A 24,122-nucleotide genomic window follows, 5' to 3' on the forward strand; every position below is an offset into this window, starting at 1 on the left:
AAGACAGTCGAGCAATGCCCGAACATGAGGACAGTCCGTGAGCGACACGAACGAACCCGGCGAGACGCAGTTTGGCCGCGGCAAGGCCTCCGGCCAGTCGCGCATCATTCCCAAGTCCGCCAATGAGGCCCTCCGGCCGGAACAGGTGCCGCAGCCGCCGAGCAAGCGCCGCTCGCGCAAGGCGCGCAGCCAGATCGTCATCTTCCTGAATTTCGTCATGACCGTGGTTGTCTTCGCCACGATCATCGGCATCGGCATCTTCTATTACGGCGTGAAGAGCTACGAGGAACAGGGCCCGCTGACGGCCAACACGAACTTCATCGTGCGTGGCGGCGCCGGCACGAACGAGATCGCGGCCAATCTCGAGCGCAACAACATCATCACGGACAGCCGCGTCTTCCGTGTGCTTTCGCGCATCTATCTCGACGGCGAGACGCTGAAGGCCGGCGAATACGAGATCAAGTCCGGTGCGACGATGCGCGAGATCGTCGAACTCCTGAAGTCGGGCAAGTCGATCCTCTACAGCGTCTCCGTGCCGGAGGGGCTGACGGTCAAGCAGATCTTCAAGCGCCTGTCCGACGATCCGGTACTCGAAGGCGATCTGCCGGCCGACCTACCGGCCGAAGGCTCGCTGATGCCCGATACCTACAAGTTCTCCCGCGGTACGAAGCGTGGCGACATCCTGCACCAGATGCAGGATGCGCAGAAGGCGCTGATCGACCAGATCTGGGAGCGCCGCGACGACAACCTGCCGATCGCCACGCGCGAGGAGTTCGTCACGCTCGCCTCGATCGTCGAGAAGGAGACGGGCCGGGCCGACGAGCGGCCGCGCGTCGCCTCGGTCTTCCTCAACCGCCTGGACAAGGGCATGCGCCTGCAGTCCGATCCGACGATCATCTACGGCATCTTCGGTGGCGACGGTAAGCCGGCTGACCGCCCGATCTACCAGTCGGATCTTGAGAAGCAGACGCCGTTCAACACCTATATCATCAAGGGCCTGCCGCCGACGCCGATCGCCAATCCGGGCCGTGCCGCCCTCGAGGCGGTCGCCAATCCGTCGCGCACGCCGGATCTCTACTTCGTCGCCGACGGCACGGGCGGTCACGTCTTCGCCGAGACGCTGGACGAGCACAACCAGAATGTCCGCCGCTGGCGCAAGCTGGAAGCGGAAAAGGCGGCCGAAGCCGCCAAAGAGGCGGAAGCGGCAGGCTCGCAGTAAGAACGCCTTTTTTCATGCTGAAGGCCCCGGCAAATCCGGGGCCTTTTCGTATTCCGGGGCATGCTTTCCGGTTCATCCCCACCTTTGATGTGGATCGCGTATCGTTCCCGGCGCTCCCCCGTTTCCAACCCCGTGAAACTGCTCCACTTTGGGGGATGGTTTTCGCGCCTGCCGCGCGTTTCGGCTGCCCCGCCTTCCGGCTTGACCTGCCGTCGCCGGGCGCCACAGGAGGACGACATGACATTGCAATCGATGACCGGCTTTGCGCGGGTCGAGGGAACCAGCGGGCGCACGCGCTGGGTCTGGGAGCTTCGCTCGGTCAACGGCAAGGGTCTCGACATCAGGCTGCGCCTGCCACCCGGCTTCGAGGCGCTGGAGAGCGATGTGCGGCGCCTTGCAGGTGAGACCCTCGCGCGCGGCAATCTCCAGATCGGCCTCTCCGTCAGCGTCAGCGAAGCCCAGGTCGAGGCGGTGGTGAACCAGGGTGCGCTTGCGGCCGTGCTGGCGCTGCGCGAGCAGCTGGCCGGCATGATCGATCCGGCGCCGCTCAAGCTCGACACGCTGCTCGCCATGCGCGGCGTCGTCGATTTCCGCGAGGCTGACGAGAGCGAGGCCGAGCGCGTGGCGCGCGATGCCGATATCCGCACGGGGCTCCTGGAGGCGATCCGCTGTCTTGCCGAGATGCGCTGCAAGGAGGGCGTGGCGCTTGCCGGGGTGTTGCTCGGCCAGGTCGCCCGCGTCGAGACGTTGACGGCGACCGTCGAGGCCGATCCCTCACGCAGCGTTTCGGCCATTGCCGAGCGGCTTTCGGCCCAGGTCGCCGTGCTCCTGCAGGGAACGACGGCGCTCGACCGCGACCGCTTGCACCAGGAGGCGGCGCTGCTTGCCACCAAGGCGGACCTGCGCGAGGAGATCGACCGGCTGAAGGGACACGTCGCTGCGGCGCGGGAGCTGATCACCGAAGGCGGGCCGATCGGCCGCAAGCTCGATTTTCTCGCACAGGAATTTAACCGGGAATCGAATACGATCTGTTCCAAGTCGAACGCCGCTGCTGTAACGGCTGCGGGTATCGAACTGAAGGTCGTCATCGATCAGTTCAGGGAACAGGTCCAGAATCTGGAGTAGGCCATGGCCGAGCCGTCGAAGCATATCCAAATCGAACGCCGCGGGCTCATGCTCGTCATCTCCTCGCCGTCGGGCGCCGGCAAGTCGACCATCGCCCGCAATCTCCTGGAGGCCGATCCCGGACTCAGCCTGTCGGTCAGCGTCACGACCCGCCAGCGCCGGGCCAGCGAGATCGCCGGGCGCCACTACCATTTCATCAACCACAAGGAGTTCGAGCGGCTGCGCGACAGCGATGCGCTGCTCGAATGGGCCGAGGTGCACGGCAACTTCTACGGCACGCCGCGCGAGCCGGTGGAGGAGGCGATGTCCGCCGGCCGCGACATGCTGTTCGACATCGACTGGCAGGGCGCCCAGCAGCTGCAGGAGAAGATGCCGGCCGACGTGGTCTCGATCTTCATCCTGCCGCCCTCGATGACGGAGCTGCAATCGCGACTGCACCGGAGAGCCGAGGATACGGAAGAGGTCATCCAGACCCGTCTCGCCAATTCCCGTGCCGAGATCGAGCACTGGCGGGAATACGACTACGTCATCCTCAACGACGACCTCTCCGTCGCCTTCGACGCCGTGCAGAGCATCGTCAAGGCCGAACGCCTGCGCCGCGACCGGCGGCATGGCCTGTTCGAGTTCGTGACGAAGCTGGTGACGGAAAAGCCGGCTTTGTAGGCGTTCGTTCGCATCCTCTTTCCGTGGGATTGCCCCTCAGCCTAACTCTCTCCCCACAAGCCAGGAGAGGGGACCTGCCCTGCAAACGGGCCTTGGTTGAGGAAAACGGATCGGCCTATCCCTTCGCCCCGCTTGCGGGGAGAAGGTGGCCGGCAGGCCGGATGAGGGGCTGTTTAAAGCCTACAACGCGTTCGCCAGCCGTACGAACTCTTCCACGCTCAGCGTCTCGGCCCGTCGCTGCGGGTCTATCTCCGCGCGCGCCAAGAGGGCCTCGCCGCCGAGCGACTTGACGCTCTGGCGCAGCATCTTGCGGCGCTGGCCGAAAGCGGCATGGGTGGTGCGCTCCAGCGCGGCCACATCGCAGGGCAAGGGGTTGGGCACCGGTTCCAGATGCACGACCGACGAGGTGACCTTCGGTGGCGGGGTAAAAGCCTGGGGCGGAACGTCGAAGGCCATGTGGGCATGGGTGCGCCAGCCTGAGAGCACGCCGAGCCGACCGTAGTGGTCGTCGTTCTCTTCCGCCACGATGCGCAGGCCCACCTCACGCTGGAACATCAGCGTCAGCGATTCCCAGAAGGGCGGCCAGGCTTTCGGCAGCAGCCAGTTGACGAGGAGCTGCGTGCCGACATTGTAGGGCAGGTTCGCGATGATGCGCACCGGTTCGCCCGGCGCCAGCGCCTCGAAATCCGTCTTCAGCGCGTCCCCTTCGATGACCGTCAGACGGCCCGGATAGTGCTCCGAGATTTCAGCGAGCGCGGGCAGGCAGCGCGCGTCGCGCTCGATGGCGATCACGCGCTTTGCGCCGAGCGCCAGGATGGCGCGCGTCAGGCCGCCCGGGCCGGGACCGACCTCGATCACCGTATGGTTTTCGATCGGGCCGGCGGTGCGGGCGATTTTCTGGGTGAGGTTGAGGTCGAGCAGGAAGTTCTGGCCAAGCGCCTTCTTCGCATCCAGCCCGTGGCGCTGGATGACGTCGCGAAGCGGCGGCAGCCCGTCGAGTGCAGCCATCAGGCGGTCTCCTTTGCGGCCCGTTCATGTAGGGCGAGGTCGTGGGCGAGGCGAAGGGCGGCGAGCAGGCTGTCGGGCTTGGCGATGCCCTTGCCGGCCAGCGAAAAGGCCGTTCCATGATCCGGCGAGGTGCGGATGAAGGGCAGGCCAAGCGTAGCATTGACGGAATCGTCGAAGCCGAGCGCCTTGGCAGGGATCAGCGCCTGGTCGTGATACATGCAGAGCGCGACGTCATAGGTGGCGCGTGCGGCGTCGTGGAACATCGTGTCGGCCGGCAGCGGGCCGACCGCGTCGATGCCGGCTGCCTGCAGCCGCTCCACGGCCGGGCGCACGATGGCATCGTCTTCAAGGCCCAGCGCACCGCCTTCGCCGGCATGCGGGTTGAGCCCGGCAAGCGCTAGGCGCGGACGCGCGATGCCGAAGCGCTGACGCAGGTCGCGCTCGGTGATGGTCGCCGTCTCCACGATCAACTCTTCCGTCAGCATGTCCGGCACATCCTTCAGGGGAATGTGGATGGTGACGGGCACGCTGCGCAGCTTCGGCCCGGCCAGCAGCATGACGGGCAGGGCCTGTCGTCCCGTTTTCCGCGCAGCGAGGTCGGCGAGGAATTCCGTATGGCCGGGAAAGCCGAAGCCGGCATCGTAGAGCACGGCCTTGGCGATCGGGTTCGTCACCACGGCGGCGGTGCGGCCGGCGAATGTCAGCGTGACCGCGGTCTCGATCGCGCCGGTGATGGCGGCGGCGTTGCGGGAATCGGGCGAGCCGGCGACAGCCGGCACGGCGCAGTCGCAGGCAAGCACCGGCAGGGCGTCCGGGAAGAGGGCGGTTGCCGTTTCCGGCTCCGCCAGCGCGACGGTGACATCGATCCCGAGAGCTGCGGCGCGTGTGCGCAACACGGCGGCATCGCCGATGAAAAGGAAGGGCGGCAGGGAGAGCGCCCTGCGGGCCGACCACAAGGCGAGCGTGATATCCGGCCCGATCCCCGCCGGATCGCCCATGGTGAGCGCCAGCGGAGGAAAACTTGTCGTCGTCATGGGGACCCTGCCGGTCAGCGGGTTGAAAGGGGAACGCCTCTGCAGCAGCGCTTCATGGGAAGCGCCGGGCGGAGCTCCGGGTATCAACGTTCGGTGATCGTCGCCTTCTTGCGCAGTTCGGCGATGTACTTCTCGCTGTTCTCGTCGCCTTCGTTGCTCTTGGCCTTGCTGAGGTCCTCAGCGCGGAAGACCATTTCGGCCGCCACGTCGTCGTTGACCTCGCGCTTCTTGCAGATAGCGAGGTATTCGACGCCGCGCTCGGTGACGCGCGTGCCCGTCGTCATGCCGTTCGCCTTCTCGATGAACGGCTTCCAGTCTTCCGGCATCTCCGGCGCCAGGACACGGCCGAGATCGCGGATCGAGACGTCACGCATGGTTGCGGCGAAGACCTTGGCCTGTTCGCAGCCGGGGAATTTCGAACGCGAGGCTTCGGCTTCCTGCTTGCGCTTGCCGAGAATGGCGTTGCGGCGCTTTTCCGGCACGACGAAGATGACCTGCTTGAGGAAATATTCGGTGGTGACCGGCTTCTTGCCGCCGTTCTCCTGCATGCGCTGGACCAGGGTCTTGCTGTCCTTGGCGGCGCCATAGCGGGCATTGACGACGCGCGGCCAGCTCATCTGGATGGCGATATACTGCTTGAAGTGATCCGAACCGACGCCGGCGCGGTTCAGGATCTCGCCGAGCTGCTGTGTCGACATCTTGTTGGAGGCGGCAAAGCGGGCATAGGCGGCCTCCACCTCGGAACTGCTGACGGACATCTTGAGACGCAGGATCTCCGTGCGCTTGAGCACTTCGTCGATCATCTGCTCGCGAGCCTTGGCGCGCAGGTTCCCGCCGGCGCGCTGCAGGCGCAGGAAGGCGGCGCGGCGCTCGATCTCGCCCGAGGTGACCGGCGTGTTGTTGACGACGGCCACGATGCCGCTTGCGGCCTGGACCGTGCCGGCCGGAACCGCGATCGTCGCCGCAGCGGCAAGTGCCACGCCCATCATCATGGAGCGAACCAGAGAGTGTCTGCCCGTCATGCCAGTCCCTTTCCCAAACCCATTTCGCGCGCACCGGTGTCGTTCGTGCGGGAATGCCGTCCACGCAGGAGGCCTTCACCGGCGGGCGTTTCTCCCGGATGTGCATAATACATGCGGCCAAACGATGACAAGAGCGCGGCGACGCTTACTCGAAGCCGGTCAGCGTCGTGTCGCCGACATTGATGTCGCCGAGCGTGCGGAACATCAGCCGCGCACCGATCGACCAGTCGTTCGCCGTCGTGCCGGATTTGTCGCGCGTCTGCTCGTAGACGATCGAGAACACGGTGTCGCGATCGTCATAGGAGAAGCCGATGCCGTTGCGCGACAGGCTCTGGCGCTTGATGTCGTAGGTCAGCGACCCGAACACCGACCAGTAGTCCTGGAACTTGAAGGCCGCGGCGCTCTGGATTTCGCTGGAATCGTCCGCCAGACCATAGGCCGGTTGCGCGGCGATGCGCGTATAGGTGATTTCCGTCTCGAAGCGGGCACCGTCGAAGCGCACCGAGGTGTCGGCACGACGCATCGAGAAGTCATCCTTGTCGAGGCGCGCACTGTGGGCAATCGACAGGCCGTTCGGCAGATCGATGCCGGCCATGCCGACATAGTCGGACGAATCCGTCTCCAGGCCCGAATTGGCGCCGACATTGACGAGATCGGGCGTTGCGAAGGAGTTCACGCCGCCTAGATGGAAAGACTGGCCGATGATCGAGCGCAGGCGAAGGCCGTTGTCGAAGGTGCCGGTATAACGCAGGCCCAGATTGGCGCGCGAACCGCCCTCGATCCGGTCGAAGCCGGAAAACTTGTCGCGCTCGAAGAGGTTGGTGGCGTCGAAGACGAAGCTCTGGGCGTCCTCGTTCGGCAGGCCGCCGGCATGGTCTTCGTCCGGACGCAGGTAGATCTGTGCGATCGGCTCGAAGAGATGCGTGCTGTAGTCGGTCGTCGCCAGGATCGGATAACGGGCTTCGAGGCCGGCGGTCAGCATCGTGCGGGTCGTGCTGTTGTCGTCGACATAGTTGCCGGCATAGCCGAGGCCCGGGTCGGTCATGTCGAGGCGGTGGATATCGCCGCGCGCCGCGAGCAGGGGGGTCAGAACAAGGCCGCCCGGCACGACGAACTGGCGCCGCCATTCGACCTCGCTGGTCAGCCGCGTCGTGCCGCCGGCAAGGCCGCGGAAGCGGTCGTTGCCGCGCACGCTGTAGGCGTCGCGCAGGTCGCGTTCGACATTGGTGATGTTCGTGGTGATCGACAGCTCGCCGCCAAGCACCGGCTGCGGCACGATATATTCGTGGTCGAGCGTCTGGGCGATCGCCTGCTTGCGCTCCAGACGGTCCTGCGGATCGGCGTCCTGCACGTCGAAATAGAACGAGCGCAGGTCGAAGACGTTCCGGTCGCCAAGGCCGGTCAGGTAGATCTGGTTGACGTGGATACGGTCTTCCAGGCCATCGAGATCGTAGGTGCGCGAGAAGTTGTTGTCGGTCTGCGCCATGACATCCCAGCCGAAGGACCAGCGGGGATTGATCTTGAAGCGGCCTTCGGAGGCAACCATGCCGCGGAAGTCGTCGCGCCGGTCACTCGTGCCGGCGGTGAACACACCGGGGTTCCACTGGTCGATGCCGGCAGCACGCAGCGTGATCTGGCCGTTGTGGAAGCGCTTGCGGAATTCACCCTCGACGAGGAAGCCCTGACGGGTCAGGACGGTCGGCGAGAGGGTCGCGTCCATGTCCGGCGCGATGGCGAAATAATAGGGCGTCGTGATGCCGAGGCCGAGCTTCTGCTCGTAGCTGAATTGCGGGAAGAGGAAACCGCTCTTCCGCTTGACCGTATGGTCCGGCACTTCCAGCACGGGAATATAGGCGATCGGCTTGCCGAACATCTCGAAGCGCGCGCGCTCCATGCGGATGGTCTTGGTGCGGCCGTTCTGCACGACGCGCTCGGCCTTGACCTGCCAGAGCGAGCGGTGCGTGGGGTTGGTGGCACAGGGCGTGCAGGCGGTGTAGACGGCGTGGTTGAGGATCATCTCCTCGCCGTTGACGCGCTCGCCGCTGGTTGCCGCCAGCTTGGTAAGGTCCGTGGTCTCGATGCGCAGCGCATTGACGAAACCGTTGGCGAAATCGTCCGACAGGTCCATCTCGTCGCCATAGACGCGATTGCCGGTCGGCTCGATGAGCTCGATATTGCCATGCGCCGTCAGGCGGCCGGTCTGCTGGTTGTACTCGACTTGGCGCGCGACGAGCTTGTAGCCGCCATAGTTGATCTGCACCGCGCCGCGGGCGATCACCTTTTCCGTATCCTTGTTATAGACGAGCTCGTTGGCCGCCAGCAGCAGCTTGGCGTCGTCGGAAATCTTCGGTTCCATCGACTGGATGTCGGGTGCCTGCGCCCGGGCGGGGAGCGCGGACACGATGGCGCACATGGCCGCACCTGCAAGCAGGGCGGCTTTCAACCACCGATTCGTTTTGCGGTCGCCTGCCGCCACTAGCCATCCTCCTGATGGAGAAGAATCGTCGCGCCCAAGGACATTGCGACGACCACTGGGAGCCAGGCCGCAACGAACGGAGGTACAACACCGCTGCTTCCGAATGCTTTCACAAGCACGGTGACGACATAAAGCATGAAGCCCGACAGGATGCCACCCAGAATCACCGCACGCGATTGATTAAACCGGCTAAATTTCAATGATACACAGGCTGCGATCAGCGTCATGGCAACCAGAAGCAGCGGCAGGGACAGCATGGAATGGAACTGGGTTTCCATTGCATCCGTGGGGAAGCCGAAGGACTTGGCCGCCTCGATCTTGCGTCCAAGGCTCAAAAACGGAATGGATTCAGGCTTTTCGAGGCTCTCCTGAACGAATTCCCGTTTCAGGTTGGTACGAAGCTGTACCTCGTCGAGACGGACCGGCAATTCGCCGTTGCGCGTCTCGTGCACGTTCTTAAGCAACCAGTAACCATCTTCCAAGGTCGCCGAATCGGCGTCCTGCCGCAGGACGATGCGGCCGTCGGGATCGAAGTGGATAACGGTGACGTTCACAAGGCGCGTACCGCCGTCGAGAACGGCCTTGGCGCCGATGATCGCCTGGTCGTTGCCGTAGATCTGGCGCAGCCACGGTACGGAGGTCTCGGTGCGTGCAGCGTTGCTGGCGCCCCAGCCCGCTTCCAGCTCCGCGGCCTTCTTCGAGCCCCAGGCGGCGATCGGATTGATGGCGAGTACGGCGGTGATGCCGAACAGGAAGGCGCCGATGATGAAGGGGCGCAGGAACTGCCAGACCGAAATGCCCGCCGCGCGCGTGACGACGAGTTCGTAGCGCCGGTTGAGCGAGATCAGCGCTGCCATGCCGGCAAAGAGCGCGACGAAGGGCACGGTCTGCATCAGGATGGTCGGGATGCGCAGCGCCGTCACCAGGAGGCCGCTGGTGATGGTATAGCCCGGCAGCACGCCGACACGGTTCGACATCTCGCTGAAATCGATGATGAAGATCAGCGAGAAGATGCCGAGCAGGAACCAGACGGTGGTGATGATGTAGCGGCGGAAGAAATAGAAGCCGAGCGTCGGGATCATGGCGTGCCGCTCCCGCCGGCGGGGGTGGAGCCTGCCCGCGAAAAGCGGGTCATGAGCCGGTCGCGCAGGTCCGTCAGCCGCTCGCCCAGCGTCACGGGAATGTCGAGGCTCTTGTTGCGCCCGAGATAGCGGATCGCCAGCGCCGCGGTGATGGCCGGAATGAGATACATGATGGGAATATAAAAGGCGGAATCGTCCGCGTTGTTCGATGCGTAGAAGCTCGTCCAGCGCACGAAGAGGGCGGTCAGCAGCGCCGTGATCATCGGATGGACGCGCGCCTCGCGGTGCGAGCGGGCATCGCCGCTGACGACGAGCGCGATGAGGCCGAAGACCGCCGGGAAGAGCCATTCGGTGAAGCGGCGGTGGATCTCGGCGGTGAAGGCGCCGGGGTTCTTCTTGTATTGCGGATCGTTGGGATCCGGGTCGAAGAGATAGATGAGATCGCGATCCTTGGCCCTGATGTTGGATTTGCCGACGCTCTGGGTGAGGTCGGCAAGGTCGAAGGCATAGGAATCGAACTTGATGATCGAGACGTTGCCGTCCGGCAGCTTGCGGTGCACCTCGCCGTCCTTCATGACGAGCGCCGAGCTGTTCTCGTCCACCGCGCCCTCCCGGGCATAGTAGACGAGCTCGAAGCGCGGGTCGCGCGTATCGGCGACGAAGAGGCCGGAGAGCACGCCGCCATTGCGCCGCTCCGCCACCTGCACATAGAGGCCGTCGGTGATCTTGCGGAAGGTGTTTTCCTGCACGACGGCGGACAGCATGTCGGCGTGGGCCGTGGCGATCATCTTGCGCACGGCGGTGCGCGAATAGGGTTCGACGAAGTTGTCGACGGCGAAGGAGACGAAACTCATCGCCACGGCGAGGATCATCACGGGCCGGATGATCGTCATGCGCGAGGCGCCGGCCGAATTCAGCACGGTCAGCTCCGAATCGGAGTTCATTACGGTCAGCGTCTGCGACACGCCGATAACGAGTGCGAAGGGCAGGATGATCGGGATGACCGAAGGCAGGACCAGCGACGCCAGCTTCAGGAAGGCGAAGATCGACTGGCCGCTGTCGGTGACGAGATTGATGCTGCCGAGCGCCTGCGTGACCCAGACGATGCCGAGCAGGGGCACAAGCGTGGCGACGAACATGAGCGACGCCCGCCGCAGGATATAGCGCTCGATCAGTTTCATCGTTTCGTCCGCGTTTCCGACAAGCGGCTCCGGCCTCGTGCGGGGGCACCCATCGGAACAGCCATGGGCATATAAGCTTTCTTCAGGCTGATGCCATAGGCGGGAGTCTCTCCGGCCAAGGAAAATTTATGGCGAACAAGCATGCCTAACCATCTGTAAACAAGGTGTCGCATCTTGCCAAGCGCCGCAAAAGCGACAAGGAATTGATGAGATTGGCGGCCTCCCTGGCGGGATGACAGGCCTGCCGGCATTCATTCGGAGTAAGTCATGGCTTCCAGATTCGACATCGGTTTCGCAAAGACGGCACGCGCTTCGGGCGGCCTTGCGATCCTCCTGCAGATTGCGAACGAGACCCCGGCCGGTCTCGGCGAGGTCGATCCGGAAGGTGTCGTCACCCGCGCGGCGGGTGTTGCGAAATTTTCGGGCAAGGCGCTGAAGACGCTCGACGTTCTGGCGCCGCACGGCGCCCCTGTCGACCGCATCCTCGTGCTGGGCCTCGGCGAGGCGGAAAAGCTGGTGGCTCACGACTGGCTGAAGGCCGGCGGCGCCGCTGCCGGCAGGATTGGCCGCGCCGAGAAGGTGACGATCTATCTCGATGCGCCCGGCGCCACCGTGACGGCAAAGAACGCCGCCGATTTCGCCCTCGGCATGCAGCTCGGCGCCTACAGCTTCGACACCTACAAGACGAAGAAGAGCGACGACGACGAGGCGAAGAACGGCAAGGCCGTCAAGGTGACGGTCGTCACCGCCGTGGCGAGCGCAGCCAAGAAGGCGAACGAGGTGTCCGATGCCGTCGCCGAGGGCGTGATTCTCGCCCGCAACCTCGTCAACGAGCCGGCCAACGTGCTTGGCCCCGTCGAGTTCGCCGACAAGGCCAAGGCGCTCGAAAAACTCGGCGTCGAGGTGGATATTCTCACCGAGCGCGAGATGAAGAAGCTCGGCATGGCGGCGCTGCTCGGCGTCGCGCAGGGCTCCGTGCGCCCGCCGCGCCTTGCCGTCATGCAGTGGAAGGGCGGCAAGGACAAGGATCGGCCGATTGCCTTCATCGGCAAGGGCGTCGTCTTCGATACGGGCGGCATCTCGATCAAGCCGGCCGCCGGCATGGAGGACATGAAGGGCGACATGGGCGGCGCTGCCGCCGTCATCGGCCTGATGCACACGCTTGCCGCCCGCAAGGCGAAAGCGAACGTCGTCGGCATTCTGGGCCTTGTGGAAAACATGCCCGACGGCAACGCCCAGCGCCCGGGCGACATCGTCAAGTCGATGTCCGGCCAGACGATCGAGGTCATCAACACCGATGCCGAAGGCCGCCTCGTGCTGTGCGATGCGCTCTGGTACTGCAACGAGACCTTCAAGCCGCAGTTCATGGTGAACCTCGCAACGCTGACCGGCGCGGTCATGGTTGCGCTCGGCAGCCACCATGCCGGCCTGTTCTCCAACGACGACACGCTCTCCGCGCGCCTCACCGCCGCCGGCCTTTCGACGAATGAGCGCCTGTGGCGCATGCCGCTCGGCCGCGAATACGACAAGATGATCGACAGCAAGTTCGCCGACATGAAGAACACCGGCGGCCGCTATGCCGGCTCGATCACCGCCGCGCAGTTCCTGCACCGCTTCGTCAAGGACACGCCCTGGGCGCATCTCGACATCGCCGGCACCGCCATGGGCTCGCCGACCGACGAGATCAACCAGTCCTGGGGTTCGGGCTTCGGCGTGCGCCTGCTGGATGAGCTGGTGCGCGCGAACTACGAAGGGTGAGGAGAGGGTGAGCGAAGTCCTCTTCTACCACCTGACCGAATCGAAGCTCGAGGATGCGCTGCCGCCGCTCGTCGACAAGAGCCTCGAGCGCGGCTGGCGCGTCGTCGTGCAGACCGGCGACGCGGAGCGCCGCGATGCGCTCGACACGCATCTGTGGACCTTCCGCGAGGACAGTTTCCTGCCGCATGGCACCGACGAGCAGGCCTTTCCCGCCGAGCAGCCGGTGCTGCTGACCACCGCATTCGACAATGCGAACGGCGCGACGGTGCGCTTCCTCGTCGCCGGTGCCGCGCCGCCGCCGCTCGATGCCTATGAACGCGTCATCTTCATGTTCGACGGCTACGACCAGGCCGAGGTGGAAACGGCGCGCGAACACTGGAAACGCCTGAAAGGCGAGGGGCACCAGCTCACCTACTGGCAGCAGAACAGCGACGGCCGCTGGATGAAGAAGGCCTGACCGCGTTGCGGCAGGCCTTGCTTCCGGGAGTTTGTGGGTATATACCCGAAAAAATGTCCAGGGATCTCTGTCACTGCATCGTGCTGCGCAAGGCCTCGCGACGGGTCTCGTCCTACTATGACGAGGCGCTGGCGCCGCTGGGGGTGAACATCGCGCAGTTCAGCCTGCTCCGAAACATCCATCGCATGGCACCCGTCTCGCTGACGGATCTCGGCGCGCGCGTCGAGCTCGACCGGTCGACGGTCGGCCGCAACGCCAAGGTGCTGGAGCGCATGGGGCTGATTGCGATCCAGCCTGGCAAGGACCAGCGCGAGGCGGTTCTGACCATCGCAGAACCCGGCCACGCGGTGCTGCGTGAAGGCTCGCAGCTATGGGATGGCGTGCAGGACGCGATCGAAGCCCGCTTGGGTCCCGACGGTACGGAACGGCTGCGGGAACTGCTCGCGGCGCTCTGAGTTTTTGGCTTGAAAGGGGTATATGCCCGCTAATGCGGGCATATACCCGAAAATTGCGCTGCATAGCGCAGGTGGGAAGGGATTTACGGATGTTCTCGACAGGCGTCGCCCGCTGGATGGCCGGCCGCAATCTTCACTACGGCTGGATGGTGGCCGCGACCACCTTCCTCACCATGCTGGCCACCGCCGGCGCGATGGGCTCGGCCGGTGTCATGATCCAGCCTCTGCACGAGGAGTTCGGCTGGGATATTGCCGACATCTCCTCGGCCATGGCCGTGCGGCTGGTGCTCTTCGGCCTGCTCGGCCCGTTCGCCGCCGCCTTCATGAACCATTTCGGCATCCGCCAGGTGGTGTCGACGGCGCTCGCCCTCATCATGGGCGGCATCGTCGCCTCCTTCTTCATGACGGAGGTCTGGCAGCTACTGCTGCTCTGGGGCGTCGTCGTCGGGTTCGGCACTGGCATGACGGCGCTGGTGCTGGGAGCGACTGTCGCCGCGCGCTGGTTCGCGAAACGCCGCGGCCTCGTCGTCGGCCTGATGACGGCAAGCAGCGCCACCGGTCAGCTCGTTTTCCTGCCGCTGCTCGCGGCGCTTACGGACGCCTATGGCTGGCGCGCGGCCCTGACGCTCGCCGTCGCCGTCATCGCCGCGGCCATGGTGCTCGTCCTTCTCCTGATGCGCGATCATCCCGCCGATCTCGGCCTGCCCGCCTATGGCGAGACGGCGGTCGTCCGTCCGCCGAAGCAGGATCACAATCTTCGCGCCACGCTGCTTGCGCCGCTCGTCACGCTGAAGAGCGTTTCCGGCAACGCGGTGTTCTGGGTGCTGTTCGGCACGTTTTTCGTCTGCGGCCTCTCGACCAATGGCCTCATCCAGACGCACTGGATTTCGATCTGCGGCGATTTCGGCATGGCGGCGGTCACGGCGGCCGGCACGCTTGCTGTCATCGGCATCTTCGATTTCTTCGGCACCGTCTTTGCCGGCTGGCTCTCCGACCGCTACGACAACCGCCTTCTGCTCTTCTGGTTCTACGGGCTGCGCGGCCTCTCGCTGCTCTACCTGTCCTTTTCCGGTTTCAGTGTGGTGGAGCTGTCGGTCTTCGCCGTCTTCTACGGCCTCGACTGGGTTGCCACCGTGCCGCCGACCGTCAAGCTCGCCGCGGAGAATTTCGGCCGCGAAAAGGCCGGCCTCGTTTTCGGTTGGGTCTTTGCCGGCCACCAACTCGGTGCGGCAACGGCGGCTTTCGGTGCCGGCTATCTCAAGAGCGACTACGACACCTACATGCCCGCGCTGCAGATCGCCGGCCTGATGTGCCTTCTTGCGGCGCTTTCTGTCCTGTTCCTCAAGCGTCCCGATCCGGCCCCGCTCGCCACGCAGGCGGGGTGAACGAAGCCCTGACGGAGAAGGCCCGCCGGGAGGCGGGCCTTTGCATGCAGGCTAATCGTAGAACATGTCGACGAACTTGCGCCGCCCGAGCATGAAGGCGTCGGCGACGTGGCGCAGCGGCGCGAGATCGACGTCCGATTGCCCGGTCTTCACCAGGTCGGCGAAGCGCCTGTAGAGCGTCGGATATTCCTGTTCCGGCTCGTCATGCACCAGCTTGCCGTCGACGGAGAGCTTTGCGCCGCCCTCCGACAGGACCATCTCGCCCGCCTCGGTCTGCGCAATGATGTCCCAGCTCTGCTTGCCGGTCTGCCGCCAGTCGAACTCGGCGGCGAGGTCGAGACCCCTGGCGTCGGTGAAGGTCATCGCGGCGGCGATCGGCGCATCGCGATTCTCCGGGAACTCCAGCGTGGCCGCGGTGACGAAGACCGGGCGCGGCAGGATATGGGTGACGATGGAGAGCGCGTTGATGCCCGGATCGAAGACGCCGAGGCCGCCGGCCTGCCAGATCCATTCCTGGTTCGGATGCCAGTGGCGCACGTCCTCCTTCCAGATCACCCGCATGGAACGGATCGTCGTGCCGGCGAGGAAGGCCCTGGCCGCCTCGACGGCCGGTGCGTAACGCGAATGCCAGCTGGCAAAGAGTGACAGGCCCTTCGATGCCGCCAGTGCCTCAAGGTCGGCGACTTCGGAGAGCGTCGCGCCCGGCGGCTTTTCCAGGAAGACGTGTTTTCCGGCCGAAAGTGCCTTTTCCGCCGCCTCGTAGCGATATTGCGGCGGCATGCAAAGCGAGACGGCATCGATGGCGGGCACTTTGGCCAGCATCTCGTCGATCGACTTGAAATTGTCGATTCCATCGACCGTGCCGTGGCGGCTCGCCGCCGCGATCAGCTTGTAGTCGGCATTCTTCGCGACGGCCGGAAGATGCTGGTCGCGCACGATCTTGCCGACGCCGACGATTGCGAGATTGATCGGGGACATGGCTCCGCCCTCATTTGTATGATGATTTGGCGCTGTTGTAGCAGAACCGCCGAAGGGGGCAAGGGCGCGGTTGCGCCCATATCTGCCTATCGTTTGTGCAATGCGGCCGAAGCCGTATTCGCCTTTCGTCTAATGCAGGCCCTCAGGCCGGGAAAACCGGGCCGCGGACTTGAAACGAGCCTTGAAATCGGCACTCTGGCTGTGCTTGGCACCAAAGCAATAACATACCAAGCGGGGAGGAGTTCTCATGAAAGCGCTGCTGGCCTTCAGCCGGCTCATCGACGTGATCACGGAAAATATCGGGAAGGCCGTTGGCTGGCTAATCCTGATCGCCGTGCTCGTCAGTGCCGGAAATGCCATCGTTCGAAAGGTCTTCAACACATCGTCCAACGCCTGGCTCGAGGCGCAATGGTATCTGTTCGGCGGCGCCTTCATGCTCGCCGCCGCCTACACACTTTCCCAGAACGAGCACATCCGCATCGACGTGGTTTACGGCAAGTTCTCGCGCCGGGTGCAGCACTGGATCGACCTGCTCGGCCATTGCCTCTTCCTGATGCCCTTCGTGCTGCTGATGGTCTATTTCCTCGTGCCCTATGTGCTGATGTCCTATCGCTCTGGCGAGGGCTCTTCCAGCGCCGGCGGCCTCATCGTCTGGCCGGCGAAGGCGATTCTCCTCGGCGGCTTCCTGCTGCTGGCCTTCCAGGGTGTCTCCGAGATCATCAAGAAGATCGCCATCATGCGCGGCGACATGGAGGACCCGACGCCCTACGTGCCGACGCACGCGCCGCTCGATACGCCCGTCGCAGGGGAGAAGGGCGCATGATCGAGTTCATTGCGGAAAATCTCGCGCCGATCATGTTCATGTCGCTGATCGTGTTCCTGCTGCTTGGCTACCCGGTGGCATTCGCGCTCGCGGCGAACGGCCTGCTCTTCTTCGTCATCGGCGTGGAACTCGCGCCGTTTTCCGACACGATCAACCTCTCCTGGCCGCTTCTCAACGCGATGCCGGAGCGGCTCTGGGGGGTGATGTCGAACGACACGTTGCTCGCCATCCCCTTCTTCACCTTCATGGGGATCGTGCTGGAGAAATCCGGCATGGCCGAGGACCTGCTCGACACGATCGGCCAGCTCTTCGGGCCGATCCGCGGCGGTCTTGCCTATGCGGTCATCTTCGTGGGCGCGCTGCTTGCCGCCACCACCGGCGTCGTCGCCGCCTCGGTCATCGCGATGGGCCTCATCTCGCTGCCGATCATGCTGCGCTACGGCTATGACCGGTCCATCGCCTCGGGCGTCATCGCGGCCTCCGGCACGCTGGCGCAGATCATCCCGCCGTCGCTCGTCCTCATCGTGCTCGCCGACCAGCTCGGCCGCTCGGTCGGTGACATGTATGCCGGCGCGCTCATTCCGGGTCTGGTGCTGACAGGGCTCTATATGGGCTACATCCTGCTGATGACCTTCCTGAAGCGGGACTCGATGCCGGCGCTGCCGCTGGAGGCGCGTTCTCTCGGTTCGGGCGTGACGTCGCTCGCCATCGCGCTCGCCGTCGCGGCCGGTTTTGCCTATGCGGCGCATATCTATCTCTATCCGACGCAGGGCGAGAACGCGGACATTCTCGGCGGCACCGTCGGCGTCATCTTCATCTACATCGTGGCGGTGGCGGACAAGACGCTCAACATCAACATGATGTCGCGGCTGGCCCAGCAGGTCATCATCGTGCTGATCCCGCCGCTGGCGTTGATCTTCCTCGTGCTCGGCACGATCTTCCTCGGCATTGCGACGCCGACGGAAGGCGGCGCCATGGGCGCTGTCGGCGCCCTCGCCATGGCGGCGGCCAAGGGCCGGCTTTCCCTGGAGGTCATCCGCTCGGCGCTGACGGCCACAACCCGGCTTTCGGCCTTCGTCTTGTTCATCCTCATCGGTGCGCGCGTCTTCTCGCTCACCTTTTACGGCGTGAACGGGCACCTGTGGGTCGAGCACCTGCTGGTCTCGATGCCGGGCGGCGAGACGGGCTTCCTGATCGCGGTGAACGTGCTGGTCTTCTTCCTGGCGTTCTTCCTCGATTTCTTCGAGCTCGCCTTCATCATCGTGCCGCTGCTCGCGCCGGCCGCCGACAAGCTCGGCATCGACCTCATCTGGTTCGGCGTGCTGCTCGGCATCAACATGCAGACGAGCTTCATGCATCCGCCCTTCGGCTTTGCGCTGTTCTACCTGCGCTCGGTCGCGGCCAAGGTGCCCTATCTCGACAAGGTGACCGGCAAGGTGACCCAGCCGGTGACGACGGGGCAGATCTACTGGGGCGCCGTGCCCTTCGTCGGTATCCAGATCCTCATGGTGGCGCTCACCATCCTCTTCCCGGGCATGGTCATGCACTACAAGGGCGAGGGCAGCGGCGTCGATCCGGCGACCATCAAGATCGAGGTGCCCGGTTTCGGTGGCAGCGACGGCGGCCTGCCCGGCCTGACACTGCCCGACAATGGCGGCGGCCTCGGCCTGCCGGGCGGCCTGCAGCTTCCCGCCGGCAATCCGCTGGAAGGCGGCGAACAGAAGCCGGCCGAGCAGGGCGGAGAGCAGAAGCCCGCCACGGACCTGTCGAGCCCGCCGTCCTTCAACTGACGGGAACGACCGGGAGACGGACATGGGAACCGCCTGCAGCCGACGGGTTGCAGGCGGTTTTTCTTTTCCGCATTCTGCTACCGCGGATGCCACGGGAGGAGTGTCGATGCGCTTTGTGAACCCCATCCTCTTCGTCCGCGATATCGCGCGTTCGAAGGCGTTCTACCGGGACAAACTCGGGCTCGTGGTGCGGGAGGATTTCGGAAGCTTCGTGCTCTTCGAGACGGGGTTTTCCCTCCATGAGGGGCCGGCATTGGAAGAGACGATCTGGCAGGAGGCCTTGCCGGGAGACGAGCCCTACGGGCGACGGAACCTGCTGCTCTACTTCGAACACGAGGATGTCGACGCGGCCTTCGACGTCATCGCGCCGCATGTGGACCTGATCCATCCGGTCGAGCGGCAGGCCTGGGGACAGCGCGTCTTCCGCTTCTACGACCCCGACGGGCATGCGGTCGAGATCGGCGAGCCCCAGGCCCTGTGAGGTTATGGCCATGGTCTTGTGGCAAAGAAAAACCCCGGAGCATCGCTGCTCCGGGGTTTCTGCATCCCTATTCCGGCAGGCTTACAGCTTGTTGCTGCGCTGCTGGATCATCATGAAGGTGTCGTAGTTGTATTCGGCGATCTGGGCGTTGAGGTAGTACTCGCCGCGGAAGGCCTTGATCGATTCCCAGATCTTCTTGAAGGTCGGGTTCGAGGCTTCCATCTCGGCATAGACCTCGTTGGCGGCGTCGAAGCAGGCCGAGAGGATTTCCTGGCTGAACGGGCTGAGCTTCGCGCCGGCGGCGACGAGGCGCTTGATGGCCGAGGGGTTCAGGTAGTCGTATTTCTGCAGCATGTTCGCGTCAGTCGCCTGGCAGGCCGTGCGCAGCAGCGACTGGTAGGCCTTCGGCAGGCCGTCGAAGGCCGCCTTGTTGAACATGGCATGCACCGTCGGGCCACCTTCCCACCAGCCGGGATAGTAGTAGTAGGGCGCGACCTTGTAGAAGCCGAGCTTCTCGTCGTCATAGGGGCCGACCCATTCTGCGGCGTCGATCGTGCCCTTTTCGAGCGAGGGATAGATGTCGCCGCCAGCGATCTGCTGCGGCACGACGCCGAGCTTCTCGACGACCTTGCCGGCAAAACCGCCGATGCGCATCTTCAGGCCCTGCATGTCGGCGACAGTCTTGATTTCCTTGCGGAACCAGCCGCCCATCTGCACGCCGGTATTGCCGCCGGGGAAGCCGACGAGGCCCTGGGTGGCGAGGAATTCGTTGAAGAGGTCGATACCGCCGCCGTGGTACTGCCAGGCGTTCATGCCGCGGGCGTTGAGCGCGAAGGGCACGGCCGCGCCAAGCGCCCAGACCGGGTCCTTGCCCCAGTAATAGTAGGAAACGGTGTGTGCGGCCTCGACGGTGCCGGCGGACGCAGCATCGGCGGCCTGCAGGCCGGGCACGATTTCACCGGCGGCGAAAACCTGGATCTGGAAGTTGCCGTCCGTCGCTTCGGAGACGTATTTCGACAGCACTTCGGCGCCGCCATAGATCGTGTCGAGCGATTTGGGGAACGAGGAGGCGAGGCGCCAGTTGATCTTGGGATTGCTCTGCGCGATGGCCGGGGCCGCAAGCACGGTGGCGGCCGCACCGCCCACGCCGGCAACACCGGCCTTCTTCATGAATGAACGACGATCCATAGTTTTCCTCCCAATGGCGAGCGGTGGTTTTTCCGCCCTTTGTCATCGTCGGAAACCTAACCATGTCGGCAAGGGGGTTTCAAGCCGAGGTGGGGAAGAAGGTGAAAGCCTCTTCTACAACTTTCGTCTTAGACGGTGATTCTCCGCTATCTGCCTGTTTTTTGAGCTTTTCCGGCTGTTTTCCGCTAGGTTGACAGCCTCTCGCGCGGTTGAAAGATTGAGCGCGGAGTATGGGATGGAAGGCACGGCATGGATATCGAGATTCGCAGGGCCTATCGCGACGAGCTGGTCGACATCCTGGAGCGGGCTGCCGCAGAAGGGTGGAACCCGGGCCTTGGCGACGCAGCGCCGTTCTGGGCGGCGGACCCCGAAGGCTATCTCGTCGCCGAAGCGGACAAGTGCGTCGTGGGTACGATCTCGCTCGTGCGCTACGGTGCGGACTATGCCTTTCTCGGCTTTTACATCGTGGATCCGCAGGTGCGCGGGCAGGGCGTCGGCCTGCGCCTCTGGAATGCGGCGATGGATCTGGCCGGCGGCCGCCTGGTCGGCCTCGATGGGGTCGTCACCCAGCAGGAGAACTACCGCCGCTCCGGCTTTGCCTACGCCCACGCCAATATCCGCCACGGGGGCCGGGTGGAGAGCGCCATGCCGACGGATTCGCGGCTGACGCCGGTCTCGCCCGTCCATATGCCGCTGATCGTCGACTACGATGCGCGCTTTACTCCGGCGCGCCGCGAGGCATTCCTGCGCGAATGGCTGAAGGAGCAGGAGACGCGCCAGAGCGTGGCGCTGCTGCACGGCACTGGCATTTCCGGCTACGGCACGATCCGCGCCAGCCGGGAGGGCTTCAAGATCGGCCCGCTGTTCTCCGACACCGATGTTGGCGCCGAGGTGATCTTCCGGGCGCTGGTCGCAAGCGTCGGCGGCGGGGAGATTTTTCTCGACATCCCCGCGCCCAATGCCGAGGCCAAGGCGCTTTGCGTGCGCCATGGTCTTTCGCCGGTCTTCGAGACCGCGCGCATGTACCGGGGCGCGGCGCCGGACCTGCCGCTCGGACACATCTACGGGATCACGAGCTTCGAGCTCGGCTGAGCGGCCTTACCGGTCTGCCAGGGCGAGCAGTTGCGGTTCCGTGCCGCCCCTGTGGCGCAGCGTCACCACCGAATAGCCTTCCGCCTTCAGCTGCGCGAGCAGCGAGGGCAGCACGGCAGCGGTCCGCTTGTGGATGTCGTGCATCAGGATGATACCGCGGCCGCGCTTGCGCAGGCCCTGCATGGTGCGGCTGGCGACGGAGGCGGGCGTCACCTTGAAGTAGTCCTTCGAATCGACATCCATGTCCATGATGATGGTGCCGCGACGGGATACGGCGCTGCGCAGCGCGGACGTATCCGCGAGATAGGGGAAGCGGAAGAAATCCGGCTGGCGCGCGGTGGCGCGTTCCACGGCCTTCTCGCCCTTGCGGATTTCCGCCATGGCCGCCTCGAAGGCGAGATAGCGCAGATTGGCATGGCGATAGGTATGGCTGCCGACGGTATGGCCGCGCGCCACAACCTTGCGGGCGATTGCCGGATAGGCGTCGGCCATCTGGCCGACCATCAGGAAGGTCGCCTTCACACCGTAGCTGTCGAGCGTGTCGAGGATCGCTTCGGTGCGGCCGGGCACGGGGCCGTCGTCGAAGGTCAGCACGACCTCCTTGTGCTTCAGCTTCAGGTCGCCGAGCGAGGCGACAGCGAGCGTGCGACCGGCAAGGCCTGTTCGCCCGGCCCAGCGAGCCGGCGACATCGGCACGGGATCATCCGCGTCGAGCTTCTTCGCCGTCTCGGCCTCGGCAAAGGCGGTCTGGGTGGACGAGCGCGGCTTGGCCGTGTTGCAGCCGGCAAGAACGGAGAGGGCCGCCAGGGCGGCAAGAAGCAGGCGGCAACGCATCGGGAGCACTCGCAAGGCAATGATCTTGCGAGAACTTTTGTCAAATCATGGTTAATGAAGCGTTGCGCGGCCGGAAGGAAGACGCGTTACCCGGCCATCGCCTCCTCATATTCCGCCGAAAGTTCCAGCCACTGTTCCTCGGCATCGTTGAGCTTGTCGGCTGCCATCGAGCGCAGCTTGGCCTTCTCCGCGGCCTTGGCCGGGCTCTTCTCGTAGAGCGCGGGATCTGCAAGCTCCACGTCAAGAAGCTGAATCTGCTTCTGCAGCTTTGCCGTCAGCGATTCGATTTCATTGATCTTTTTCTTCAGCGGGGCGAACTGCGCGCGCCGGTCCGCATTCGCCTTGCGCAGATCCGCCTTGCTGGTCTCGCCGCCGTTCGGGGTGGACTTGTCCTTGTCGTCCCTCTTGCCGGACTGGACGATGAGGCTGCGATATTCCTCCATGTCGCCGTCGAAGGTTTTTACCGTGCCGTTGTTGACCAGCCAGAGCCGGTCGACGGTCGCCTCGATGAGATGCCGGTCATGCGAGATGAGGATGACGGCGCCCTCATAGCCGTTCAGCGCCTCGATCAGCGCGCGACGGCTGTCGATGTCGAGATGGTTGGTCGGCTCGTCGAGGATGAGCAGGTTCGGCGCGTCGAAGGCCGCAAGCCCCATCAGAAGGCGCGCCTTCTCGCCGCCCGAGAGATCCTTGGCGGCGGTCGACATCTTTTCCGTCGCAAGCCCCATCTGGGCAACGCGGGCGCGCACCTTCGCTTCCGGTGCCTCCGGCATCAGCCGGCGCACATGTTCGACCGGCGACTGGTCCGGAATGAGGTCGTCGAGCTGGTGCTGCGCGAAGAAGCCGATCTTCAGGCCCGGCGCGCGCTTCACCGCGCCCGATTCGGCCTCCAGCCGGCCGGAAATGAACTTGGCGAAGGTCGACTTGCCGTTGCCGTTCGAGCCGAGCAGGGCGATGCGATCGTCGTTGTCGATGCGAAGGTTGATCTGCTTGAGGATCGGCTTGCCCGGCACATAACCGACCGTGCCGCCCTCGATTGCGACGATCGGCGAGGCCGGCTGTTTCTCCGGCTCGGGGAAGGTGATCGGCTGTACATGCGTCTCGACGACGGCGGCGACCGTGCCCATGCGCTCCAGCGCCTTGACGCGGCTCTGCGCCTGCTTGGCCTTGGTCGCCTTGGCCTTGAAGCGGTCGATGAAACTCTGCAGGTGTTTGCGCGCGGCCTCGTTCTTGGTCTTGGCCTTCATCTGCAGTTCGTCGGCCTCGGCCTTCTGGCGCTCGAACTGGTCGTAGGAGCCGCGGTAGAAGGTCAGCTTCTGCTGGTCGAGATGCACGATGGCGTTGACGGCGGTGTTGAGCAGGTCCCGGTCGTGGCTGATGATGATGACCGTGTGCGGGTAACGCCGCACATAGTCCTCCAGCCAGAGCGTGCCTTCGAGGTCGAGATAGTTGGTCGGTTCGTCGAGCAGCAGGAGGTCCGGCTCGGAGAACAGCACAGCCGCCAGCGCCACGCGCATGCGCCAGCCGCCGGAAAAGCTCTTTGCCGGGCGCTGCTGCGCCTCATGGTCGAAGCCGAGGCCTGCGAGGATGCTCGCTGCGCGCGCTTCCGCCGAATGGGCGCCGATATCGCCGAGGCGCGTCTGGATTTCGGCGATGCGGTGCGGGTCGGTCGCGGTTTCCGCTTCCTTCAGGAGGCTCGCGCGCTCCTTGTCGGCGGCGAGCACGATTTCGATCAGCGAATCGTCCGTGCCCGGCGCCTCCTGGGCCACCTGGCCGATGCGCGCGTTCTTCGGCAGCGAAATGCTGCCGGCCTCGGAGGCGAGCTGGCCGGTGATGACGCGGAACAGCGTCGACTTGCCGGTGCCGTTGCGGCCGACAAGACCCACCTTCACCCCGCTCGGCAGCGAAAGGGAGGCGTTGTCGATGAGGAGACGCCCGGCAACGCGGGCGGTGAGGCCGGAAATCGTGATCATGCCGGGTCTATAGAGCAATTTCCGCAAAAGTGCGAAGCGGTTTTGTGCCCGGAATTGCACCAAAAGGGACAGGCTGTTGGGGAACGATGCTCGCGTGC

21 protein-coding genes are annotated in these 24,122 nt (G+C 64.7%); 11 read left to right on the forward strand and 10 right to left on the reverse strand.

Features of this window, described 5'->3' with window-relative positions:
* Positions 1–37: 37 nt before the first annotated feature.
* The 3 genes from mltG to gmk all read left to right on the forward strand — a co-directional run bounded on the left by mltG (position 38) and on the right by gmk (position 3,007).
* Entirely contained in the window at positions 38–1,219 is a 1,182-nt protein-coding gene (gene mltG / locus P9A16_RS10240; protein ID WP_023513997.1) for an endolytic transglycosylase MltG, read from the forward strand.
* 237 nt (positions 1,220–1,456) lie between these two features.
* Positions 1,457–2,344: a YicC/YloC family endoribonuclease gene (locus tag P9A16_RS10245; RefSeq protein WP_023513996.1), complete on the forward strand. Its 888-nt coding sequence runs from the start codon at positions 1,457–1,459 to the stop codon at positions 2,342–2,344.
* 3 nt (positions 2,345–2,347) lie between these two features.
* On the forward strand, positions 2,348–3,007 hold the full coding sequence (gmk, locus tag P9A16_RS10250) for a guanylate kinase (protein ID WP_023513995.1): 660 nt from the start codon (positions 2,348–2,350) through the stop codon (positions 3,005–3,007).
* A gap of 180 nt (positions 3,008–3,187) precedes the next feature.
* Here the strand turns inward: gmk and rsmA are convergent, their stop codons facing one another.
* The 6 genes from rsmA to lptF form a co-directional block, all read right to left on the reverse strand.
* Positions 3,188–4,015: a 16S rRNA (adenine(1518)-N(6)/adenine(1519)-N(6))-dimethyltransferase RsmA gene (gene rsmA, locus P9A16_RS10255; RefSeq protein ID WP_023513994.1), complete on the reverse strand. Its 828-nt coding sequence runs from the start codon at positions 4,013–4,015 to the stop codon at positions 3,188–3,190.
* Positions 4,015–5,049 carry a 4-hydroxythreonine-4-phosphate dehydrogenase PdxA gene (gene pdxA / locus P9A16_RS10260; RefSeq protein ID WP_023513993.1) on the reverse strand — a complete coding sequence of 345 codons (1,035 nt, stop codon included), beginning with the start codon at positions 5,047–5,049 and terminating at the stop codon, positions 4,015–4,017. Before pdxA ends, rsmA begins: the two co-directional genes overlap by 1 nt.
* Positions 5,050–5,132: 83 nt before the next feature.
* A complete protein-coding gene (locus tag P9A16_RS10265; protein WP_023513992.1) occupies positions 5,133–6,071 on the reverse strand; it encodes a SurA N-terminal domain-containing protein in 939 nt (312 codons plus the stop codon).
* Between the two features lie 145 nt (positions 6,072–6,216).
* Entirely contained in the window at positions 6,217–8,547 is a 2,331-nt protein-coding gene (locus tag P9A16_RS10270; protein WP_023513991.1) for an LPS-assembly protein LptD, read from the reverse strand.
* Positions 8,547–9,629, reverse strand: coding sequence for an LPS export ABC transporter permease LptG (gene lptG, locus P9A16_RS10275; RefSeq protein ID WP_024271293.1), 1,083 nt, complete (start codon positions 9,627–9,629; stop codon positions 8,547–8,549). The genes P9A16_RS10270 and lptG overlap by 1 nt, the downstream gene beginning before the upstream one ends.
* Complete coding sequence (gene lptF / locus P9A16_RS10280) at positions 9,626–10,810, reverse strand: LPS export ABC transporter permease LptF (protein WP_023512335.1); 1,185 nt, start codon at positions 10,808–10,810, stop codon at positions 9,626–9,628. Before lptF ends, lptG begins: the two co-directional genes overlap by 4 nt.
* Positions 10,811–11,077: 267 nt before the next feature.
* On the opposite strand from lptF, the gene P9A16_RS10285 reads away from it, so the two are divergent.
* The 4 genes from P9A16_RS10285 (at position 11,078) to P9A16_RS10300 (ending at position 14,865) form a co-directional block, all read left to right on the forward strand.
* Positions 11,078–12,568 carry a leucyl aminopeptidase gene (locus tag P9A16_RS10285; protein ID WP_023512334.1) on the forward strand — a complete coding sequence of 497 codons (1,491 nt, stop codon included), beginning with the start codon at positions 11,078–11,080 and terminating at the stop codon, positions 12,566–12,568.
* Positions 12,569–12,575: 7 nt separating this feature from the next.
* A complete protein-coding gene (locus P9A16_RS10290) occupies positions 12,576–13,025 on the forward strand; it encodes a DNA polymerase III subunit chi (protein ID WP_023512333.1) in 450 nt (149 codons plus the stop codon).
* Positions 13,026–13,078: 53 nt separating this feature from the next.
* Entirely contained in the window at positions 13,079–13,480 is a 402-nt protein-coding gene (locus P9A16_RS10295) for a MarR family winged helix-turn-helix transcriptional regulator (RefSeq protein WP_023512332.1), read from the forward strand.
* 89 nt (positions 13,481–13,569) lie between these two features.
* On the forward strand, positions 13,570–14,865 hold the full coding sequence (locus P9A16_RS10300) for an MFS transporter (RefSeq protein ID WP_023512331.1): 1,296 nt from the start codon (positions 13,570–13,572) through the stop codon (positions 14,863–14,865).
* 51 nt (positions 14,866–14,916) lie between these two features.
* Here the strand turns inward: P9A16_RS10300 and P9A16_RS10305 are convergent, their stop codons facing one another.
* Positions 14,917–15,843: a Gfo/Idh/MocA family protein gene (locus P9A16_RS10305; protein ID WP_023512330.1), complete on the reverse strand. Its 927-nt coding sequence runs from the start codon at positions 15,841–15,843 to the stop codon at positions 14,917–14,919.
* 247 nt (positions 15,844–16,090) lie between these two features.
* Here P9A16_RS10305 and P9A16_RS10310 point away from each other — a divergent pair, with 247 nt between their 5' ends.
* The 3 genes from P9A16_RS10310 (at position 16,091) to P9A16_RS10320 (ending at position 18,937) form a co-directional block, all read left to right on the forward strand.
* Positions 16,091–16,666: a TRAP transporter small permease subunit gene (locus tag P9A16_RS10310; protein WP_024271291.1), complete on the forward strand. Its 576-nt coding sequence runs from the start codon at positions 16,091–16,093 to the stop codon at positions 16,664–16,666.
* Positions 16,663–18,456, forward strand: a complete 1,794-nt coding sequence (locus P9A16_RS10315) for a TRAP transporter large permease (RefSeq protein WP_023516230.1) — start codon at positions 16,663–16,665, stop codon at positions 18,454–18,456. Before P9A16_RS10310 ends, P9A16_RS10315 begins: the two co-directional genes overlap by 4 nt.
* A gap of 106 nt (positions 18,457–18,562) precedes the next feature.
* The gene (locus tag P9A16_RS10320; protein ID WP_023516231.1) at positions 18,563–18,937 is read left to right on the forward strand and encodes a VOC family protein; all 375 of its coding nucleotides are present in this window, start codon (positions 18,563–18,565) and stop codon (positions 18,935–18,937) included.
* Positions 18,938–19,018: 81 nt separating this feature from the next.
* Here the strand turns inward: P9A16_RS10320 and P9A16_RS10325 are convergent, their stop codons facing one another.
* A complete protein-coding gene (locus P9A16_RS10325) occupies positions 19,019–20,125 on the reverse strand; it encodes a TRAP transporter substrate-binding protein (protein WP_023516232.1) in 1,107 nt (368 codons plus the stop codon).
* A gap of 249 nt (positions 20,126–20,374) precedes the next feature.
* On the opposite strand from P9A16_RS10325, the gene P9A16_RS10330 reads away from it, so the two are divergent.
* Positions 20,375–21,217 (forward strand): GNAT family N-acetyltransferase, encoded by an 843-nt coding sequence (locus P9A16_RS10330; protein ID WP_023516342.1) that lies wholly within the window; start codon positions 20,375–20,377, stop codon positions 21,215–21,217.
* A 6-nt stretch (positions 21,218–21,223) separates the two neighbouring features.
* Here the strand turns inward: P9A16_RS10330 and P9A16_RS10335 are convergent, their stop codons facing one another.
* Together P9A16_RS10335 and P9A16_RS10340 are read right to left on the reverse strand one after the other, a co-directional pair.
* Entirely contained in the window at positions 21,224–22,051 is an 828-nt protein-coding gene (locus tag P9A16_RS10335) for a polysaccharide deacetylase family protein (protein ID WP_023516343.1), read from the reverse strand.
* Between the two features lie 86 nt (positions 22,052–22,137).
* The gene (locus tag P9A16_RS10340) at positions 22,138–24,024 is read right to left on the reverse strand and encodes an ABC-F family ATP-binding cassette domain-containing protein (RefSeq protein WP_278025656.1); all 1,887 of its coding nucleotides are present in this window, start codon (positions 24,022–24,024) and stop codon (positions 22,138–22,140) included.
* Positions 24,025–24,122: the final 98 nt, after the last annotated feature.

The organism is Shinella sp. 838 (assembly GCF_029623935.1).
Lineage (GTDB): Bacteria > Pseudomonadota > Alphaproteobacteria > Rhizobiales > Rhizobiaceae > Shinella.

What these genes read in the sequence shown, in the direction of transcription:
- rsmA (WP_023513994.1), bottom strand. Translation starts at nt 4,015, where the DNA reads ATGGCTGCACTCGACGGGCTGCCGCCGCTTCGCGACGTCATCCAGCGC.
- P9A16_RS10320 (WP_023516231.1), top strand. Translation starts at nt 18,563, where the DNA reads ATGCGCTTTGTGAACCCCATCCTCTTCGTCCGCGATATCGCGCGTTCG.
- P9A16_RS10295 (WP_023512332.1), top strand. Translation starts at nt 13,079, where the DNA reads ATGTCCAGGGATCTCTGTCACTGCATCGTGCTGCGCAAGGCCTCGCGA.
- P9A16_RS10265 (WP_023513992.1), bottom strand. Translation starts at nt 6,071, where the DNA reads ATGACGGGCAGACACTCTCTGGTTCGCTCCATGATGATGGGCGTGGCA.
- P9A16_RS10300 (WP_023512331.1), top strand. Translation starts at nt 13,570, where the DNA reads ATGTTCTCGACAGGCGTCGCCCGCTGGATGGCCGGCCGCAATCTTCAC.
- P9A16_RS10315 (WP_023516230.1), top strand. Translation starts at nt 16,663, where the DNA reads ATGATCGAGTTCATTGCGGAAAATCTCGCGCCGATCATGTTCATGTCG.
- gmk (WP_023513995.1), top strand. Translation starts at nt 2,348, where the DNA reads ATGGCCGAGCCGTCGAAGCATATCCAAATCGAACGCCGCGGGCTCATG.
- P9A16_RS10325 (WP_023516232.1), bottom strand. Translation starts at nt 20,125, where the DNA reads ATGGATCGTCGTTCATTCATGAAGAAGGCCGGTGTTGCCGGCGTGGGC.
- pdxA (WP_023513993.1), bottom strand. Translation starts at nt 5,049, where the DNA reads ATGACGACGACAAGTTTTCCTCCGCTGGCGCTCACCATGGGCGATCCG.
- P9A16_RS10310 (WP_024271291.1), top strand. Translation starts at nt 16,091, where the DNA reads ATGAAAGCGCTGCTGGCCTTCAGCCGGCTCATCGACGTGATCACGGAA.
- lptF (WP_023512335.1), bottom strand. Translation starts at nt 10,810, where the DNA reads ATGAAACTGATCGAGCGCTATATCCTGCGGCGGGCGTCGCTCATGTTC.
- P9A16_RS10285 (WP_023512334.1), top strand. Translation starts at nt 11,078, where the DNA reads ATGGCTTCCAGATTCGACATCGGTTTCGCAAAGACGGCACGCGCTTCG.
- P9A16_RS10305 (WP_023512330.1), bottom strand. Translation starts at nt 15,843, where the DNA reads ATGTCCCCGATCAATCTCGCAATCGTCGGCGTCGGCAAGATCGTGCGC.
- P9A16_RS10340 (WP_278025656.1), bottom strand. Translation starts at nt 24,024, where the DNA reads ATGATCACGATTTCCGGCCTCACCGCCCGCGTTGCCGGGCGTCTCCTC.
- P9A16_RS10330 (WP_023516342.1), top strand. Translation starts at nt 20,375, where the DNA reads ATGGATATCGAGATTCGCAGGGCCTATCGCGACGAGCTGGTCGACATC.
- P9A16_RS10335 (WP_023516343.1), bottom strand. Translation starts at nt 22,051, where the DNA reads ATGCGTTGCCGCCTGCTTCTTGCCGCCCTGGCGGCCCTCTCCGTTCTT.
- lptG (WP_024271293.1), bottom strand. Translation starts at nt 9,629, where the DNA reads ATGATCCCGACGCTCGGCTTCTATTTCTTCCGCCGCTACATCATCACC.
- P9A16_RS10245 (WP_023513996.1), top strand. Translation starts at nt 1,457, where the DNA reads ATGACATTGCAATCGATGACCGGCTTTGCGCGGGTCGAGGGAACCAGC.